The 15893-nt window shown below is 55.5% G+C and carries 13 protein-coding genes; 4 read left to right on the top strand and 9 right to left on the bottom strand.

Going from position 1 to position 15893, the window contains the following annotated elements:
* Positions 1–38 precede the first annotated feature (38 nt).
* Together GRI39_RS11230 and GRI39_RS11225 are read right to left on the bottom strand one after the other, a co-directional pair.
* Complete coding sequence (locus GRI39_RS11230) at positions 39–470, bottom strand: nuclear transport factor 2 family protein (protein ID WP_160739824.1); 432 nt, start codon at positions 468–470, stop codon at positions 39–41.
* A gap of 27 nt (positions 471–497) precedes the next feature.
* Positions 498–1046, bottom strand: a complete 549-nt coding sequence (locus GRI39_RS11225; RefSeq protein ID WP_246205055.1) for a MarR family winged helix-turn-helix transcriptional regulator — start codon at positions 1044–1046, stop codon at positions 498–500.
* 126 nt (positions 1047–1172) lie between these two features.
* Between GRI39_RS11225 and nov2 the strand changes: the two genes are divergently transcribed.
* Together nov2 and GRI39_RS11215 are read left to right on the top strand one after the other, a co-directional pair.
* Entirely contained in the window at positions 1173–2648 is a 1476-nt protein-coding gene (gene nov2 / locus GRI39_RS11220; RefSeq protein WP_160739823.1) for a lignostilbene-alpha,beta-dioxygenase NOV2, read from the top strand.
* Positions 2649–2781: 133 nt separating this feature from the next.
* Complete coding sequence (locus tag GRI39_RS11215; RefSeq protein ID WP_211371571.1) at positions 2782–3207, top strand: hypothetical protein; 426 nt, start codon at positions 2782–2784, stop codon at positions 3205–3207.
* 31 nt (positions 3208–3238) lie between these two features.
* Here GRI39_RS11215 and GRI39_RS11210 read toward each other — a convergent pair whose 3' ends face one another.
* A complete protein-coding gene (locus GRI39_RS11210) occupies positions 3239–4021 on the bottom strand; it encodes an enoyl-CoA hydratase-related protein (RefSeq protein WP_160739822.1) in 783 nt (260 codons plus the stop codon).
* A gap of 145 nt (positions 4022–4166) precedes the next feature.
* Between GRI39_RS11210 and GRI39_RS11205 the strand changes: the two genes are divergently transcribed.
* Positions 4167–4859, top strand: coding sequence for a Crp/Fnr family transcriptional regulator (locus GRI39_RS11205; RefSeq protein ID WP_160739821.1), 693 nt, complete (start codon positions 4167–4169; stop codon positions 4857–4859).
* Between the two features lie 6 nt (positions 4860–4865).
* Here GRI39_RS11205 and GRI39_RS11200 read toward each other — a convergent pair whose 3' ends face one another.
* Positions 4866–5555, bottom strand: coding sequence for an OmpW/AlkL family protein (locus GRI39_RS11200; protein ID WP_160739820.1), 690 nt, complete (start codon positions 5553–5555; stop codon positions 4866–4868).
* 212 nt (positions 5556–5767) lie between these two features.
* Here GRI39_RS11200 and hemN point away from each other — a divergent pair, with 212 nt between their 5' ends.
* Entirely contained in the window at positions 5768–7081 is a 1314-nt protein-coding gene (gene hemN, locus GRI39_RS11195; protein ID WP_160739994.1) for an oxygen-independent coproporphyrinogen III oxidase, read from the top strand.
* 179 nt (positions 7082–7260) lie between these two features.
* On the opposite strand, the gene GRI39_RS11190 is transcribed toward hemN, so the two are convergent.
* From GRI39_RS11190 to GRI39_RS11170, 5 genes are all read right to left on the bottom strand, one after another.
* A complete protein-coding gene (locus GRI39_RS11190) occupies positions 7261–8718 on the bottom strand; it encodes a lignostilbene-alpha,beta-dioxygenase (RefSeq protein ID WP_160739819.1) in 1458 nt (485 codons plus the stop codon).
* A gap of 102 nt (positions 8719–8820) precedes the next feature.
* Positions 8821–9675: a class III extradiol dioxygenase family protein gene (locus GRI39_RS11185; protein ID WP_160739818.1), complete on the bottom strand. Its 855-nt coding sequence runs from the start codon at positions 9673–9675 to the stop codon at positions 8821–8823.
* On the bottom strand, positions 9672–10067 hold the full coding sequence (locus tag GRI39_RS11180; protein ID WP_160739817.1) for a protocatechuate 4,5-dioxygenase subunit alpha: 396 nt from the start codon (positions 10065–10067) through the stop codon (positions 9672–9674). The genes GRI39_RS11185 and GRI39_RS11180 overlap by 4 nt, the downstream gene beginning before the upstream one ends.
* A 535-nt stretch (positions 10068–10602) precedes the next feature.
* A complete protein-coding gene (locus GRI39_RS11175; protein WP_160739816.1) occupies positions 10603–12003 on the bottom strand; it encodes an aldehyde dehydrogenase in 1401 nt (466 codons plus the stop codon).
* Between the two features lie 135 nt (positions 12004–12138).
* Positions 12139–15666, bottom strand: coding sequence for a PAS domain S-box protein (locus GRI39_RS11170; RefSeq protein ID WP_160739815.1), 3528 nt, complete (start codon positions 15664–15666; stop codon positions 12139–12141).
* Positions 15667–15893 lie beyond the last annotated feature (227 nt).

Genomic DNA, 15893 nt, shown 5'->3' with positions numbered 1-15893 from the left:
CAGCGGGTCAGCCCATGCCGCCCCGCTGGCATTGAATGTCAGGGCCGGAAATCCAGCCCGCCGATCCGTTCCGCAAACCGCCAGCCATCAGCCGTACGGACCAATTTATCCGTAAACGTGCCGACCAGCGGGCTTTTAGCGCTCATCGCTGGCAATTCACCTGGTTCGGCTGCTTCCCCCAGATACAGCACGATCACGCTAAAGGCGGTCGCATGATCGGCATCCACCACACCTACCACCGTATTGGCAATGACATGGCGCTGCGCCCTCGCCGGGCGTGCGGTGAAGCCTTCGAGAATAGCCGCACGGCCTTCCACGAATTCATCCGGCTTGCTGGGCCGCGCAAAACGCGCATCTGGCGTATAAAGCGCCACCAGCTCTTCCCATTTCTGAGCATCACTGAGGTTCACATAAAGATTGATCAACCTCTGGCAGTCAGCCTCAATCGCCCGGCGTTCATCGTCAGTCACGCTATCTCCCTTTCCAGCCCTTCAGGCCTATTCTGGTTTGGTGCGCTCAAGGAACAGCGAATTGCCGTCCTCATCTTTGGCTTCCAGCGTATCGATCACCGTGTTCATAATCCGGTGCAGCGCTTCCACATCGTCGTTGGACAAGCCGCTGACCAGAAAATCGGCAACCTTCTCTGTTTGCGGCTTCATCACTTCAAACAGGCGCTGCCCTTCTTCTGTCAGGCTCAGCGATTTACGGCGGCGATTGCGCGGATCGGGCGTCACCGTAATACGGCCATGGCGTTCGAGTGCGGCCACTGCGCGGCTCACGCTCATCACATTGACGCCGGTGTGATCGGCCAGTTCATGACTGGCACTTTCACCCAAGCGGCCAATCGCCATCAGCAGACGAAATTCATTGAGGCTAATCTTATACTGGCTGGCAAGATGCGTGGAGAATGGCGCCATCAGACGGTTGGTCATCTTCAGCAAACCATGCAGAACAGCCGTCGGCTGCTGCTTCAGTTCATTACTTACCGCGTCATTTTCCGGCTGCATTACAGCTCCATCCCATTGGTCTGACTGCCCCTTTGCCAAATCATCCCCCTTTATTCACCTTATTTCTTACCGAGCACACAATACGCATTTAGCACGCTTCGCGCTTGGCTTAGATCATAACAGGCGTTACTGTTGTAAGCGAGGAAACAAATGGGAGAGTTGGCGATGGGAGCCTTTCCGAAGAGCATCCACTTTATCGGCACCAATACGCCGAGGCGGGTCGAAATGTCGGTCCGCAATCTTGAGGTCGAAGGTGAGATCCCGGCTGAAATCGACGGCGCTTTTTTCCGCGCTGTGCCAGACAATGCCAATGCACCGATGTTTGAAGATGACATTGCCCTCAATGCCGATGGCATGGTGGCGCGTTTTAACATCACGGGCAATCAGGTCGATTATGACATCAAATATGTCGAGACCGAACGCTATCTGGCTGAAAAGGAAGCGCGCCGCGCATTGTTCGGCCAATATCGCAACCCCTTTACCGATGATCCATCGGTAAAAGGCAAAGACCGCACTCTCGCCAATACCACCCCGGTGTGGCACGGCGGCCGCCTGTTTATGACCAAGGAAGATGGCCGGGGCTATGAGGTTAATCCGCATACGCTCGAAACCATTGGTGCCTGGGATTATTTCGGCGCGTTGAAATCTGAAACCTTCACCGCGCACCCGCGAATCGACGATGAAACGGGTGAAATGTTCTTCTTTGGTTACGAAGCCGATGGATTATGTTCGCTCGAAGTCGCTTACGGCATTGCCGATAAAGACGGCAAGCTGACATCGGAACAATGGTTCAAACAGCCTTATTGCTCCACCATCCACGATTTCTGCATCACTGAGAAATACGCTATTTTCCCGATCTATCCGACCACGGCTGATATTGATCGCCTGAAGGAAGGCGGGGCCCATTGGGCGCATCAGCAGGATCTGGAATGCTGGGTCGGTATCATGCCGCGCTATGGCAAGGTGGAGGAAATGCGCTGGTTCAAGGGCCCTAAGGGCGTTTCGGCCTTCCATTTCATCAATGCCTTTGATGATGGCGAACTGGTCCATATGGATGTCTGCCTGTCTGACACCAACGCCTTCCAGTTCATGCGTGAAGCCGGCGGTGTGGAACGCCATCAGATGGATGTGAAAGGCGCGCTGACCCGCTGGACCTTCGACATGTCCAAGCCCGGAGACAGCTTTGAAAGCCGCGATCTTGGCCCTCCGGGAGATTTGCCGCGCCTGCCCGATGCGGATCAGGGCCGCCCCTATCGCCGTGCATGGTACCTCAGCATGAACCCGGAAGGCGGGCCGCCCATGCCCGGTGGCCCGGTGGGGGCCAATTTCAACGCCATCATCCGGATTGAGCCGGGCAATGGCCGAATCTCCATGATGGGCGTGCCCCCCGGCGCAGGGGTGAGCGAACCGGCCTTTGTGCCCTCAGCCGACCCTGAAAACGGTGGCTGGCTCCTGTCGGTGGTCGATCAACCCAATGGACCAGATCCTTCCAATTATCTGTCCGAATTGTGGGTGATGGAAGCCGATAATGTGGAAAAGGGGCCGATTGCCAAGGTGAAGCTCAACATGCCCTTGCGCTCCCAAGTGCATGGCACATGGGTCGCACGGGCCAAGCTCGACACCAGCGTTCAGAAGGCTTGAGGTAAACATCAGGGAACTGCAATAAACAAAGGGGCCGCTCGCACAGATCGGCCCCTTCACTTTTGAAATCAGCCGATCAGAGCTGATTCATATGGGAAGGCTTCCTTGAAGCAGGGAAGCAAAGGGGGATATTTTGGGGAAATTCATCTATCATTTCAGCAGGATCGTGTTTGGCGGCTGGTGGCTCTATTCGGGCCTGATGCACTTTCTGGTCGAAGACTGGCAGCCCTTGGGGCAACAACAGCCCGCCATCGATTTCACCCTGGCACTGATCGCCAGCGGATTATTCACCTGGATCAAAGTGATCGAAGTGGTGCTGGGCGTTACATTGCTGATGAATCGCTGGATGCCTTTCAGCCTGATCGCGCTGACGCCGATCAACATCGTCATCATCTATTGGAATTTCGTGCTCGACTTTGGCACGCTCGAATGGATTTTCGGCGGATTGTCGATTGTTTTCAACATCATCCTAATGTGGGCATGGCGCGCCTATTTCTGGCCGCTGCTCGTCTATAAGGGCGAAGCGGATTATTCACTCGACCCAAAATATCCGGGCTGACGATCAGATTTCACATTAAGGAAGGGGGCGCTCACCGCCCCTTCCATTCAGGGTCACGCTTTCCAATAAAGGCAGCCATGCCCTCGGCCTTATCCTCCGTCGCGGTGAGGATTTGGAACAGGCGGCGTTCGTGCAGGATGCCCTGGCTCAGGGTCATCTCATAGGCCGCATTGACCAGTTCCTTATTCGCCATAGCGCCCAAAGGCGGCATAGAAGCGATGAGCGTGGCACTTTTCATCGCTTCATCGAGCAAGTCTGCCTGTGGCACTACCCGTGCGACAAGGCCGGCTTTCTCCGCTTCTTCGGCGCCCATCAGCCGGCCAGTGAGGATCATTTCCATCGCCTTGGCCTTGCCAATGGCATGAGTGAGGCGCTGCGTTCCGCCCATTCCGGGGGCAACGCCAAGCTTGATTTCCGGCTGGCCGAATTTCGCATTGTCCGAAGCGATGATAAAATCGGCCATCATTGCCACTTCGCAGCCGCCACCCAGCGCAAAGCCATTTACCGCTGCAATCCAGGGTTTGCGAATGGCGCTGGTGAAGTGGCTGTACCATTTGGAAAGATAATCTTCACGGTAGAAATCCGCCATGGGCTTTTCAGCCATTTCCTTAATGTCTGCCCCGGCGGCAAAGGCTTTTTCGCCGCTACCGGTCAGCACCGCGCAGCGCTGCGTATCGTCTGCCTCAAAGGCTGCAAAGGCCGCAATCAGATCATCAAGAACCGCCGCATTCAGCGCGTTCAGGGCCTTGGGCCGGTTCAGCGTCACCAGCGTGACCGCGCCGCGCTGTTCCACAAGGATGTTGTCATAGCTCATGCGGCAGTTCCTTTAATCGAGGCAGAAATCTGGCTGCAAGATGGCTATCACCTTCGCGCTCGGCAAGTCCTCGTAAGTAAAGCCTCTGAATAGGTTGTGCATCAGCAGATTGCACAGAGTTAGGCTTGCTGATAGGCGAATTGTTATGAGTTATTGTGATACCTGTGTCATCCGCAATCAGGCGATCTGTTCAGCCCTCACGACTGAAGAATTGAGTGCGCTCAATGCAATAGGCCGTCGTCGCGATCTGGAACCCGGCGAATCTCTGATGTGGGAAGGGGACGATTCACTGCTCGTTGCCAATGTCATCGATGGTGTGCTCAAACTCTCCACCGGAACCGAAGATGGGCGCGAACAGATTGTCGGCGTGGTCTATCCGTCAGACTTTATCGGGCGACCCTTTGGCGCGACCAGCAGCCAGAATGTCACGGCACTTACCAATTCGCGCGTGTGCATATTCTCGCGCACGGATTTTGATGCTTTTGCCTCTGAACACCCCGCGCTGGAACACAAGCTGTTGAAGCGCACCCTGTCGGAACTGGATCGGACGCGGCGCTGGCTGCTGTTGCTAGGCCGCAAGAATGCTGAGGAAAAAATCGCCACATTCCTGCTCGAAATGGCAGAACGGCTGGGTGCTGGCGGATCGGATGAATGGGAAAGCCCGATTTCCTTCGACCTGCCTTTTTCACGTCAGCAAGTGGGCGATATTCTGGGGCTGACGATTGAAACGGTCAGCCGCCAGATGACCAAGCTCAAGAAAGAAGGCGTGATTGACCTTCCCTCCCGCCGTGCGGTCGTGATCCTCGACCGCCAATCGCTCGAGGATCACGCCGGTTAAGGCTGCTTAGAAAGCGTAGCTGATGCCAGCGCTCAGGAGCCATGGATCAAGGTCATGCTTGGTCTTGAGAACCAGCGTGTCATTGGCATCATAGAAGCTGGCTGTCCGGTCGATGAAATATTTCTTCGCATCGAAGGTCAGGCCGAACTTTTCGTTCAATGGCACATCAAAACCGGCCTGAAGCACGGCACCAAAGCCATCCTTGATGTCGGTATCAGCAACACCAAGAGCCTTTGCGGTTGAGCCGGGCTTTTCGTTGAACACGAACCAATAGGTCGCACCGGCACCGATATAGGGCTTGATCGGCAGGCCGAGTGGCAGGTGGTATTTCGCGGTCAAAGTGGCCGGAATAATTCTGGCATCATCTACCAGTTTTGCTCCGTCAAGGCCGCCGGTGCCTTCAACATTATGCTGCGTCACACAGCAGATCGTTTCAACCGACAGGTCATTGGTCAGGAAATATTCCACTGCCAGAGTCGGAACGTAATTGTTGTCCGCCTTGGTGTTGAACTCAGCCGGAAGCGCAGCAGCAATGTCGTCAGAGACGAACTTCACTTCTTTCAGATTGCCATCCGGCAGAACGGCAGTGCCCATCACTTTGACTTGCACTTTACCAGCCATATCCTGTGCTTGCGCTGGAGCGTTGAAAGCAAAAGCGGCGGCGGTGAAAGCCACCAGAGCGGCTGTCTTGCGCATGGGTTATTCCTTCTCAATTCGCAGCGGGCGGCCCCTTGCAACCCGAAACATAACTGCGATGCCCACGCCGTTTCGTCCCATTACCGATATGAAACATTGATCCTTCGCAAAATTCGCACGGTCTAATTTTTCATCTGAAAAGAAACGTCGCGACCTGCCTAGTTTGACGAAGCGCAATGAACGGATAGCACCCTTACGCTTTATCTATGCGCATGTGGCCTTATCATTCTGATCTCCTCGCAACGCCTGTGCCGCGTTACACAAGCTTCCCCACGGCAGCGGAATTCCGCCCCGGTATTGGCCCGGAGGATTTCTCCGCCGCGCTGGCCAATACGCATGGCGATGTTTCGCTGTATGTGCATATTCCGTTTTGCGAAAAGATATGCTGGTATTGCGGCTGCAACACCGGCGCTGCCAATCGCAAACAGCGGCTGACATCCTATCTCGATTCGCTTCATCGCGAAATTGAACTGGTCGCTGCCCGCCTGCCTTCTGATGCGCATATCACTCGTCTGGCCTTTGGCGGGGGGAGTCCCAACGCCATTGCACCTTATGATTTCGTGCGGTTGATGGATCAGCTCACGCTTAACTTCCGACTCGAAGATCCAACCATCTCGATTGAACTGGACCCGCGCACTCTGTCTTCGGACTGGAGCGAAGTGGTCAGCGGTGTAGGCGCAACCCATGCCAGCCTTGGTGTGCAGACCTTCACCCCCCGCTTGCAGGAAGCGATTGGCCGCATCCAGCCGCTGTGTATGATCGAGAAGAGCACGCGCATGTTGCGCGAAGCGGGCATAACATCGATGAATTATGATTTCATGTATGGCCTTCCGGGTCAGACAATGGATGACATCAAGGAATCGCTGGAACTGGCCGCATCCTTCGGTGCAGACCGGGTCGCTTACTTTGGCTATGCCCATGTGCCGCATATGATTCCGCGCCAGCGCAAGATCGATGACAGTGCCCTGCCCGATCAATATGAGCGCTTCCGTATGGCCGCCTTTGGCCATCACTATCTCACCCAGGCAGGCTATGTGCCGGTGGGGTTCGATCATTTTGCATTGCCCGGCGATCCACTGGCCCAGGCCGTGACGGCAGGGACGCTCAATCGCAATTTTCAGGGCTTTACCGACGATCAGGCACCCGTCCTGATCGGCCTTGGTGCATCCTCGATCAGTTCCTTCCCCGGTCTGCTGGTGCAGAATGAAAAGAATTCAGGGCGCTATCGGATGCTGCTCTCGCAAAAAATCCTGCCAGCCGCATTGGGTGTGAAACGCAGCGCAGATGATCAACAGCGTGGAGCAATCATCAAGCAATTGCTGTGTCAGGGTGCAGCCCGCATCAGCCCTGAAATGCTGGACACGGCGCTGGATCGGCTGATGCCCTATCTTGAGAACAATTGCTGCCATATCGACGATGGAATGCTCACCATTGCCCCCGGCGGCCTTCCCTATGCACGCAGCATTGCGGCCGCCTTCGATCCTTATCGCCAGCAATCTCCGCGCCGTTTCAGCTCGGCAGTGTAAGCTCCCACCCAAGCCCTTTCGGCTCCATGCCGGAAGGGCTTTTCCATATCCAGAATCCCCCGAAACGCGATCGGGGCAGAGCATCGCCGAGCAGCACCATAAGCGCATCGGACAAAGAAAAAGGCGCCTGCCTCTTTTCGGCAGACGCCTTTTGTATGGGCGGTAATTTTCCTTGAAGATCAAGCCGCCAATTTATCCCCATCGGCCCAATTACCATGCAGACCCTGCCGCAGACGAAGCGGCAATTTGATGCGCGCTATCGGGCCTTTGGCAACGTCCATTGCTTCGAAGATGCACAGGTCTGAATAGTTGGTGATGTGGTTATCAACCAGCGCCACCAGCCAGCCATCGCCTTCATCGGCATCTTTGGAGCGTGGAACAAAGCAGGGTTCCTGAAGGGCGCCATCAGGCCCGCACCACCAGCTCTTTTCCTCACCCGTTGCATGGTCATAATGGGTGAGAGAATTGATGACGCCGACAAAGGGGCCTTGCGGGCCATGATAGGGCTTGTCGAAATCATAGGTAATCATCCAGCCATGGCGATAAGGCTTGCCCGCCATCCGGTCATCAATCCGGGGAAATTCGCCCGGCATCTGGCCGATCTTTTCCATCCCGCCGATTTCATTCGAATTGGACGCCAGATCGACCTTGAAACGGTTGAGGAAGGTTGTGGCTTCCACTGGATCAAACGGCGTGCCGCCTTTTTCCGGGAAAAACGGCAGACTGCCTGTTTTCGACACCGGCAGATCAAAATAGATCTGTGTGCCATCCTGATAGGCATTCATCACATGGCATCCGCAAACGCTGGGCTCCTGCTTGAACCAGCGGATATCCGAGCCATCGCCATCGCGGCGCATCACGCCCAGATAGAAGGGCAGACTGCGATCATACCAGAAATGCGGACGGTTCTGTCTGAGCGTCTCCCAATCCGAAGAATAGGGTGAGACATTGAACACCGCATAATCCCCCGCGATCGCGAAATCATGCAGCATAGTGTAATAAGGCACCTGAAAATCGGCCCGGCGCACCACTTTGCCTTCCGGGCTAATTTCGAAATAGCTCGCATCACGGGTGAGATCACCCTTGGTGGCATAACCAAAGCCGCAGAAATTGCCCGTGTCGTGATCGATCTTCGGGTGGGCTGAGAAGGTCGGGATTTCCAGGTCACCGTCAAAATCGGTGTAACCGTCCGTTTCCAGCGTATCCTTGTCCATAATCAGGCAGGGGCTGTCTTCCTTCATAGCGAAGAGCTTGCCAGCATGGACCAGCACATTGGTGTTGGCCGTGCCGCGCGGCACGCCTTTGACACTGGGATCGTCGGTCAGTGGGTTGCGATAGGCACCGAACAGCGCGTGGCCGGCTTCATTTTCGCGCTTCCACTTTTCGGTTTTCGCATAACGCTGGCGGAAGCTGACCTTGCCTTCCTTGAAGCGGAACATGGACACCATGCCATCGCCATTGAAGAACTGGTCATTATCATATTTCGGCGCGAATTGTGGATCGGGATGGACGCGATAGAAGGCTCCGTCCAGTTCCGTTGGAATGCTCCCTTCAATCTCCAGATCGGCAATATCGCCTTCCAGCCGGATCAATCGCAGAACATCCTGATACAATGGTGAATTTGGAAAATGAACCAACTTAACTCTCCCCAGAGCCAGCCTTGCCACACAAGACTTTGTTTTTAATGATGTAAGAAAGGCCGAACATGGTTGTCCGGCCTTGTCTTATCCATTTTATGGTCAGGCCATCACGGTTGCGTGATTTTCCAGCAGCATTGTTGCCGTGGCCGTATTGGAAATCGGAATGTGGTAATTGCGCGAATATTCGGTGACTGAACCGCGCATTGCCCCACGTGCGGCAATCCAGTTGAGAATTTCCACACCCTGACTGCCTGCCAGATCCACAATATCGAGCGAGCTATGCTGCAACAGAGCTTCCGGATCGCGTGAGAGATGATCCATGCAGAACATGTCATATTCGATATTGATATGCCCTGCCCGCTCACCTTCAAGCTGATGCGACAGACCGCCAGTGCCCATCACCACGATCTTTTCATCACCCTGCCAGCTTTCCAGCGCCCGACCAACCGAACGGCCAAATTCGAAGCAACGCTTGGGGCTTGGCAGCGGGAATTGCACCGTGTTGATCGCGATGGGGACCAGCTTGAAAGGCCAGCTTTTCGCATCAGGCCATGCCAGTTCCACCGGAATGGCCAGCGCGTGATCAACCAGCATTTTCTGGCACATGGTCGGGTCAAATTCATCACCCACCACCTGATTGATGATGTGCCAGGACAATTCCGGCATCCCCGAATAGGGCTTGTAACCCGAAATGCCCCAGCCCTCATCTTCATGCGAATAGCCTTCAGCGGCGCCAATGGCGAAAGTGGGCATGGCATCGAGGAAGAAATTGAGCCCGTGGTCATTATAGAAGCACACGAGCACATCGGGCTTTTCGCGCGCCAGCCATTCATGGACCGGGTGGAAACCATCGAAGAACGGTTTCCAATAGGGGTCTTGCTGAAGGCCCTTGTCGATCGCCTGCCCAATGCCGGGGACGTGGCTGGTGAAAATGCCGCCTGCTACTGTGCTCATGCTGCTTCTCCATGTTTGGTCATCTCTTTGAGACGTGCCCCATGGGCGAGCAGTGCAGCCTTAAATTCTTCCACTGTGGTTCCGGTTTGCAGCGCGCCGATGTCCTGCACGCCAAGCCCCAGAATCCCTGCCAGTTTGGCGAGGTAATAGATATTTCCGCCGGCATTCAGCATTCCGATCACGTCACGGTTGCGGATCGCCTGTTTATGCGCATCGCTGAGGCCGAAGCGCTCCATATAAGCCTCTTCATCCGCCGCAAACGCCGCGCGATTTTCGGCCTTGTTGAAGGAAAAGCACATCTCGTTAATGGCAAAGCCCCGCCGGGCCGCATCGCCATCAAAAACATAAGTACCCGGAATATCGCGCCGAGCGCCACCCGTTACCTCAGTCATCACAATTGATCCTCTTCACCGTCCAATTTGCTGGACCAAGTTGCAGAATCAGGGGCAGCCTTGCCTTGCGCTGGATCAAAAATGTGAAATTTTGCGAAGGATTTCGGATATGTGAATACCTGTCTTTGGCGTGAGCGTATTATTTCGAACCTCGCTCTCGCTGGATTCCCGCCTTCGCGGGAATGACAGCTGAGTGGTTGGTTTTGATAGTAGGCGGTAGTGAGTGTTTACTTGACCCCGCCAATGCGGGGGCTGCTGTTGCGTGGCACCCGCGCTACCTTCACCCTCGTCATTCCCGCGCAGGCGGGAATCCAGCCAGTGCAAGGCTGGCTAAAGGAACGCGTCGGCCGGGAAATGACAGGCCCCAGGAAGCCCGCTCCCAATACCCGCCTCATTGCAAAGCCGGAAACTGGATTCCCGCCTTCGTGGGAATGACAAGGGATGTTCGGGCCTGTGACCAACAAAATGGCGGTGCGATGCGGACCGAAGAACGCATCGCACCGCCATTGGCAGACCTGTCAGAGCAACAAACGAATTAGATCGGGAAGTGGCCGGGTTCTGTTTCCATCGTGATCCAGCGCAATTCGGTGAAGCTGTCGATCCCGGCCTTGCCGCCGAAACGGCCATAGCCCGACGCGCCTACGCCGCCGAAGGGCATTTGCGCTTCATCATGAACGGTTGCGCCGTTGACGTGGCAAATGCCGGACTGGATGCGGCGAGCAACACGAAGGCCGCGCGCGCCATCTCCGGTGAAGACCGCAGCGGACAGGCCGTATTCGGTATCATTGGCCAGTTCGATGGCGTGTTCTTCATCCCGTGCGCGGGCAATGCCGACCACCGGGCCAAAGCTTTCATCACGGAACAGCTTCATGTCAGGTGTCACCTTATCGATCACATGGGCTGGCATCAGCACATTCTGCGTGGTGTCACCGCCGGTAAGCTGCTCTGCCCCATGGCTGAGGGCATCTTCGACGAGGCTCATGCAATGGGCAACCGTAGCCTTGTCCACCACCGCGCCGAGCGGGGTGTTGCCATCACGTGGATCGCCGACGGGCATGGATTCAACCTTGGCCTTGAAGCGCTTGGCAAATTCATCCGCAACCTCTTCCACCACGATAATCCGTTCGGTGGACATGCAGATCTGGCCCTGATTCATGAAGGCCCCGAAGGCCGCGGCTTTCACCGCTTCATCAAGGTCTGCATCTTCGAGGATAACCAGCGGAGCCTTGCCGCCCAGTTCCAGCAGAACCGGCTTCAGATGTTCAGCCGCACGCTTGGCGATGATCTTGCCAACCTTGGTCGAGCCAGTGAAATTGATCCGCTTGACTTCGGGCGCATCGATCAGCGCACCCACCACATCGCCGGCATCTTCAGGCGCATTGGTGACATAATTCACCGTGCCTTCGGGGAAGCCAGCTTCAGCCAAGGCTTCGATAATCAGCGAATGCGTGCGCGGGCAGTTTTCGCTAGCCTTCAGGATCACGGCATTGCCGCAAGCCAACGGTGCCGCCACAGCGCGCACGCCGAGGATGATCGGTGCATTCCACGGAGCCATGCCGAGCAGCACACCAACCGGTTCGCGCACGCCCATGGCAAGGCAACCGGGCTTGTCAGACGGGATCACTTCGCCTGAAATCTGGGTAGTGAGCGCACCTGCTTCGCGCAGCATGGAGGCCGCAAGGCCGAGGTTGAACATGGCCCAGCCAGCAGTCGCGCCGATTTCGCCCATCATGGCGGAAACGAAATCATCCTTGCGTGCTTCGAGAGCATCGGCGGCTTTGACCAGCACGGCGCGGCGTGCGTTTGGCCCCATCTTGGACCATGCTTCAAAGCCCTTCTGAGCCTTGGCGGCAATGGCGGGAATGTCGCTCGCCTGCATCGCTTCAGCGGTGGAAGCCACTTCACCTGTCAGGGGGTTTTTGCGTTCAAACTGCAACGGGTCTCTCCTTCATGACTGTCCTACACTTGCTGCAACACGAGAAAGTGCGACTTGGCGCCACCTATAACGTGCAATATTGTTCTAGACGATAGCAAATATGCACATGCGATGAAGTCTGAGTGAATGGACCGGTCAGGCAGCACCCAGCATGGCCTCCGCACGGTTGCGGAACACGTCCAGCCGCTCATCTTCTGATGAACGCCGCAATTCACTCTCCAGTTCGCGCGCCTGTTCGCCCAACTCATATTCGCCGAACAATCCTGCTGTACCAGCCAGCTTGTGAAGCTGATCCACCAGATCGGCAGTGGCTTCATCAGACAGGAAGTCCGACTGCATGAGGTTGTTGACCTTGGAGAGAACAATGGCACGCCGCTCGCGATATTGCTCCTTCAAGGCAGGCGGAAGTTCCTCTGAACCTTCAGCGAAAACGGGCACCTCAGCGTGTTTTTGCGGGCCGATCCATTTGTGCAGCATCCGGGCCAGCGCTTCGGATGACACGGGCTTGGACAAATGGTCCTGCATCCCGGCCTTGTGGGAAATGATGATATCTTCGCGAAAGGCATTGGCGGTGAGCGCGATAATCGGCAATTCGGCAGGCGTCAGCCCACCGGCCCTCAAGATGCGTGTCGCGCGCAAACCATCCACATTGGGCATTTGGATGTCCATCAACACCAGATCGAAGCGCTCGGATGCATCGGGTGCTTGACCCAATATTTCGAGAGCCACGGCCCCGTCTGGCGCCAGTTCCACAGTATAACCAAGCTGCTTCAGCATTGCCATGATGAGCTGTTGGTTGATATCATGATCTTCCACCAGCAGAATATGGCCTTGCCCTTCCGCTACGAAATCTAGGGGCACATCAGGCAGCGCATGGCGGCGCACTTCAACATCTCCATTGTCAGACACTTCCAAAGGAAGGGAGAGGGTAAATGTGCTACCTTGCCCCTCTTCACTGTGCACGACCAGTGAACCGCCCATCATTTCAGCCAATTGCAAGCTGATCGGCAGGCCCAACCCGGTTCCGCCATATTTGCGCTCAGTGGAATCATCAGCCTGTTCAAACGGGCGGAAAATAGCGTCCATGCGTGTGCTCGAAATACCAAGCCCGGTATCTTCCACGCTAATCGCAATATCGCGCTGCTTTTCGCCGCCCAATACCAATTGAGCACGGATCGTGATGTATCCCTCGGCGGTGAATTTCAGCGCATTGCCTACCAAGTTGAGGATAATCTGCCGCAGGCGCAATGAATCCGACAAGATGACCTGCGGCACCGCATCATCCACTTCCAGCGTGAGTTCCAGGCCCTTCTTATCGGCTTCGGCATTCATCAATTTACAGCAGCTACCCAGCAGATGGCGGATATCCGTGGGCTGACTGGCAATCACGACACGGCCTGCTTCGATCTTGGAAATATCCAGAATATCGTTCAGCAACTGCATCATAGCGTGGCCACTTTCGGCAACGAGTTGAGCGTATTTGCGCTGTTCGTCATCCAGATCACTGTTGAGCAATAGATCCGTAAATCCCAGCACACCATTCATCGGTGTGCGAATTTCGTGGCTCATATTGGCAAGGAAATTGGCCTTGGCGCGGGCAGCCCCTTCCGCCACCTTTTTCGCCTGGGTCAATTCATGTTCCAGCAGTTTACGATCGGAAATATCGATATTCACACCGACAAAGCCAACGATTTCATCTTTTTCGTTGAGCTCAGGTGCTGCCAAAGCGTCCACCCAGGCCACCTCACCATTGGCGCGCAGGAAGCGGAAATCGGTGCGGAATACGCGCTTGATCTTTACGGCAGCGTGCCACTCCTCCCACACCCGATCCCGATCATCAGGGTGTATCGCTTTTGACCAGCCGCCATCCATCGCATCTTCCAGCGACATGCTCGCCAATTTGCACCACGCCGGGTTTACATAGGTCAGCGAACCATCGCCAGTGGTGCGGAAAATCCCCCCCGGAGACAGATTCGCCAAGGTTTCAAGAGTGCGTTTGGCATCGTGAATGGCTTGCTTGGCAGCCTCTTCTCGCGTGATATCGCGCAGCACGCAGATAATCCCCGATATCGCCCCTTGTTCGTCAAGTTCCTTCACCGCAGCAAGGGACGTTTTCAAATGGCTACCATCAGGCAGGCTGAAATTGACATTCCATCGGAAGGGCTTGTCTTCCCCGCCAATACCAGACCATTCATCATCAGGTGGCCAGGACTGAGAAGAGTCAATCCGGCGCTTCCAAGCACCGCCGCGTAATTGCTCCTTATTCAGCTTGAGGAGAGCAGCAAAGAAATCATTGCAATAGGAAAGGTTGCCCAGCGCATCGATGCGACAGATTCCCAGAGGGGCACTGTCAGACAGGCGACGGAACCGCTCTTCACTCTGCTCCAATGCAATGCGAGAACGCCGCTCACTTGTCAGATCATACATTGACCCGACAAAACCCAGATATTGACCGTCTTCATAGAGGCCCGTCAGCCCGACTTCGACATAACGAATGGTGCAATCTTCATGCAGCAAGCGAATGCGCATGGTGATGTTGCGCTCAACCCCCTGCTGTATTTGCTCAACCTTCTGTTCCACCTCGGACAAATCTTCCGGATAGACACTATCCATCAGACATCCGCCCACACAGTCTTTGGGTGCCAGGCCTGAGACATTCTCCCACGCTGGATTGACATAAATCCAGCGATTGTCTCTGTCGGCGCGGAAGATGACCTGCCGGGTGTTCTCCATAATCGAACTGCCGATATCACGGTTGCGCCGTAATTCGTCCTCCACCCGTCGCTTGGCGACCAGAATGGCGGCAACCGGCAGACCCATCATAAAACTGCTAGCCAGAAATATCTGCAACACCAGCAGCTTCTCAGACAGTCCGCCTTGCACGAGATGGATCGGTCCGTGCCCCAATGATGTGGCAACAGAGGCAATGATCGCGATGTTGAGAATGCCAATCGCCGCCCCGGGAGCGCCCAGTCGAAAGACGTAGAACAACACGACCAGCGCATCGAGGAACAGGAAAGGATAGGATGTCTGCCAGAAGACATAGGTGCTGACTAAAGTTCCAATCAGCAATATCAGCGCAGTTTCAATTACTTGCTTCTGATTAACATGTGAACGATCGCGCCATACCTGAAACAATATGGTGATCGAAGGCACGACCAGAACAAGGCTCAGCGCATCAGCCCGAACCCATTCCCACCACAGCATTGCAGCCTCTGCCACCCCCGTCGGCCACATCACCAGCAAAGCGACCAGCCCGGATGCCACCGACCCCATCAGCACCGCACCGCCAAAGCTCAACAAGTCGCGATTACTGGAAGGGCTGAATGGCACCGCACCGGCAAAAACCATGCAGCGCCATACCAGAAGCATCTCCACCAGATTGGCAAGGCTGAGACCCAGCGCCCGCACAATTGGATCGCCGATAATCAGATTAGCCGCAACATTGGCGACATAGACTGCGGGAAAATAGAGGATGTCCTCTTTCCGGTCGCGGCGCAAAAGTACAGAAAGCACAACCGCATTGGCCGCCCATATCGCAGCGATCCTGTCTTCCCCGCGCGTGAATGACAGGCCGAGAAACGCCAGCAGGCCAAACAGCGCGGCCATGCCGAGAATCTGTGCAAGGTGAATCGGGCGAATCGTCCAACTGCCGATAGTCATATCGTATCTGCGCCCCCCGGAATTTCTTTCCAGTACCGGCACTTCGAAATTCTACGTCCACACACACCCCGATCTCCGACCGAATATATGCGCGCCATGTGCATCCCCTTTTCTTTCCCGACGTCAACCAGGGATCATCAGGATAGAACTAAGTAATGCCACTTAATAAATCATTTCGAAACTAATTTCCGTAGCTTTCAGAATGATAGAAATCATCCTTGATACCT

Source organism: Altericroceibacterium indicum (genome assembly GCF_009828105.1).
Classification (GTDB): Bacteria; Pseudomonadota; Alphaproteobacteria; order Sphingomonadales; family Sphingomonadaceae; genus Altericroceibacterium; species Altericroceibacterium indicum.
Note: the sequence above shows the minus strand (reverse complement) of the source record. Positions and strands in the feature narration are given on the sequence as shown.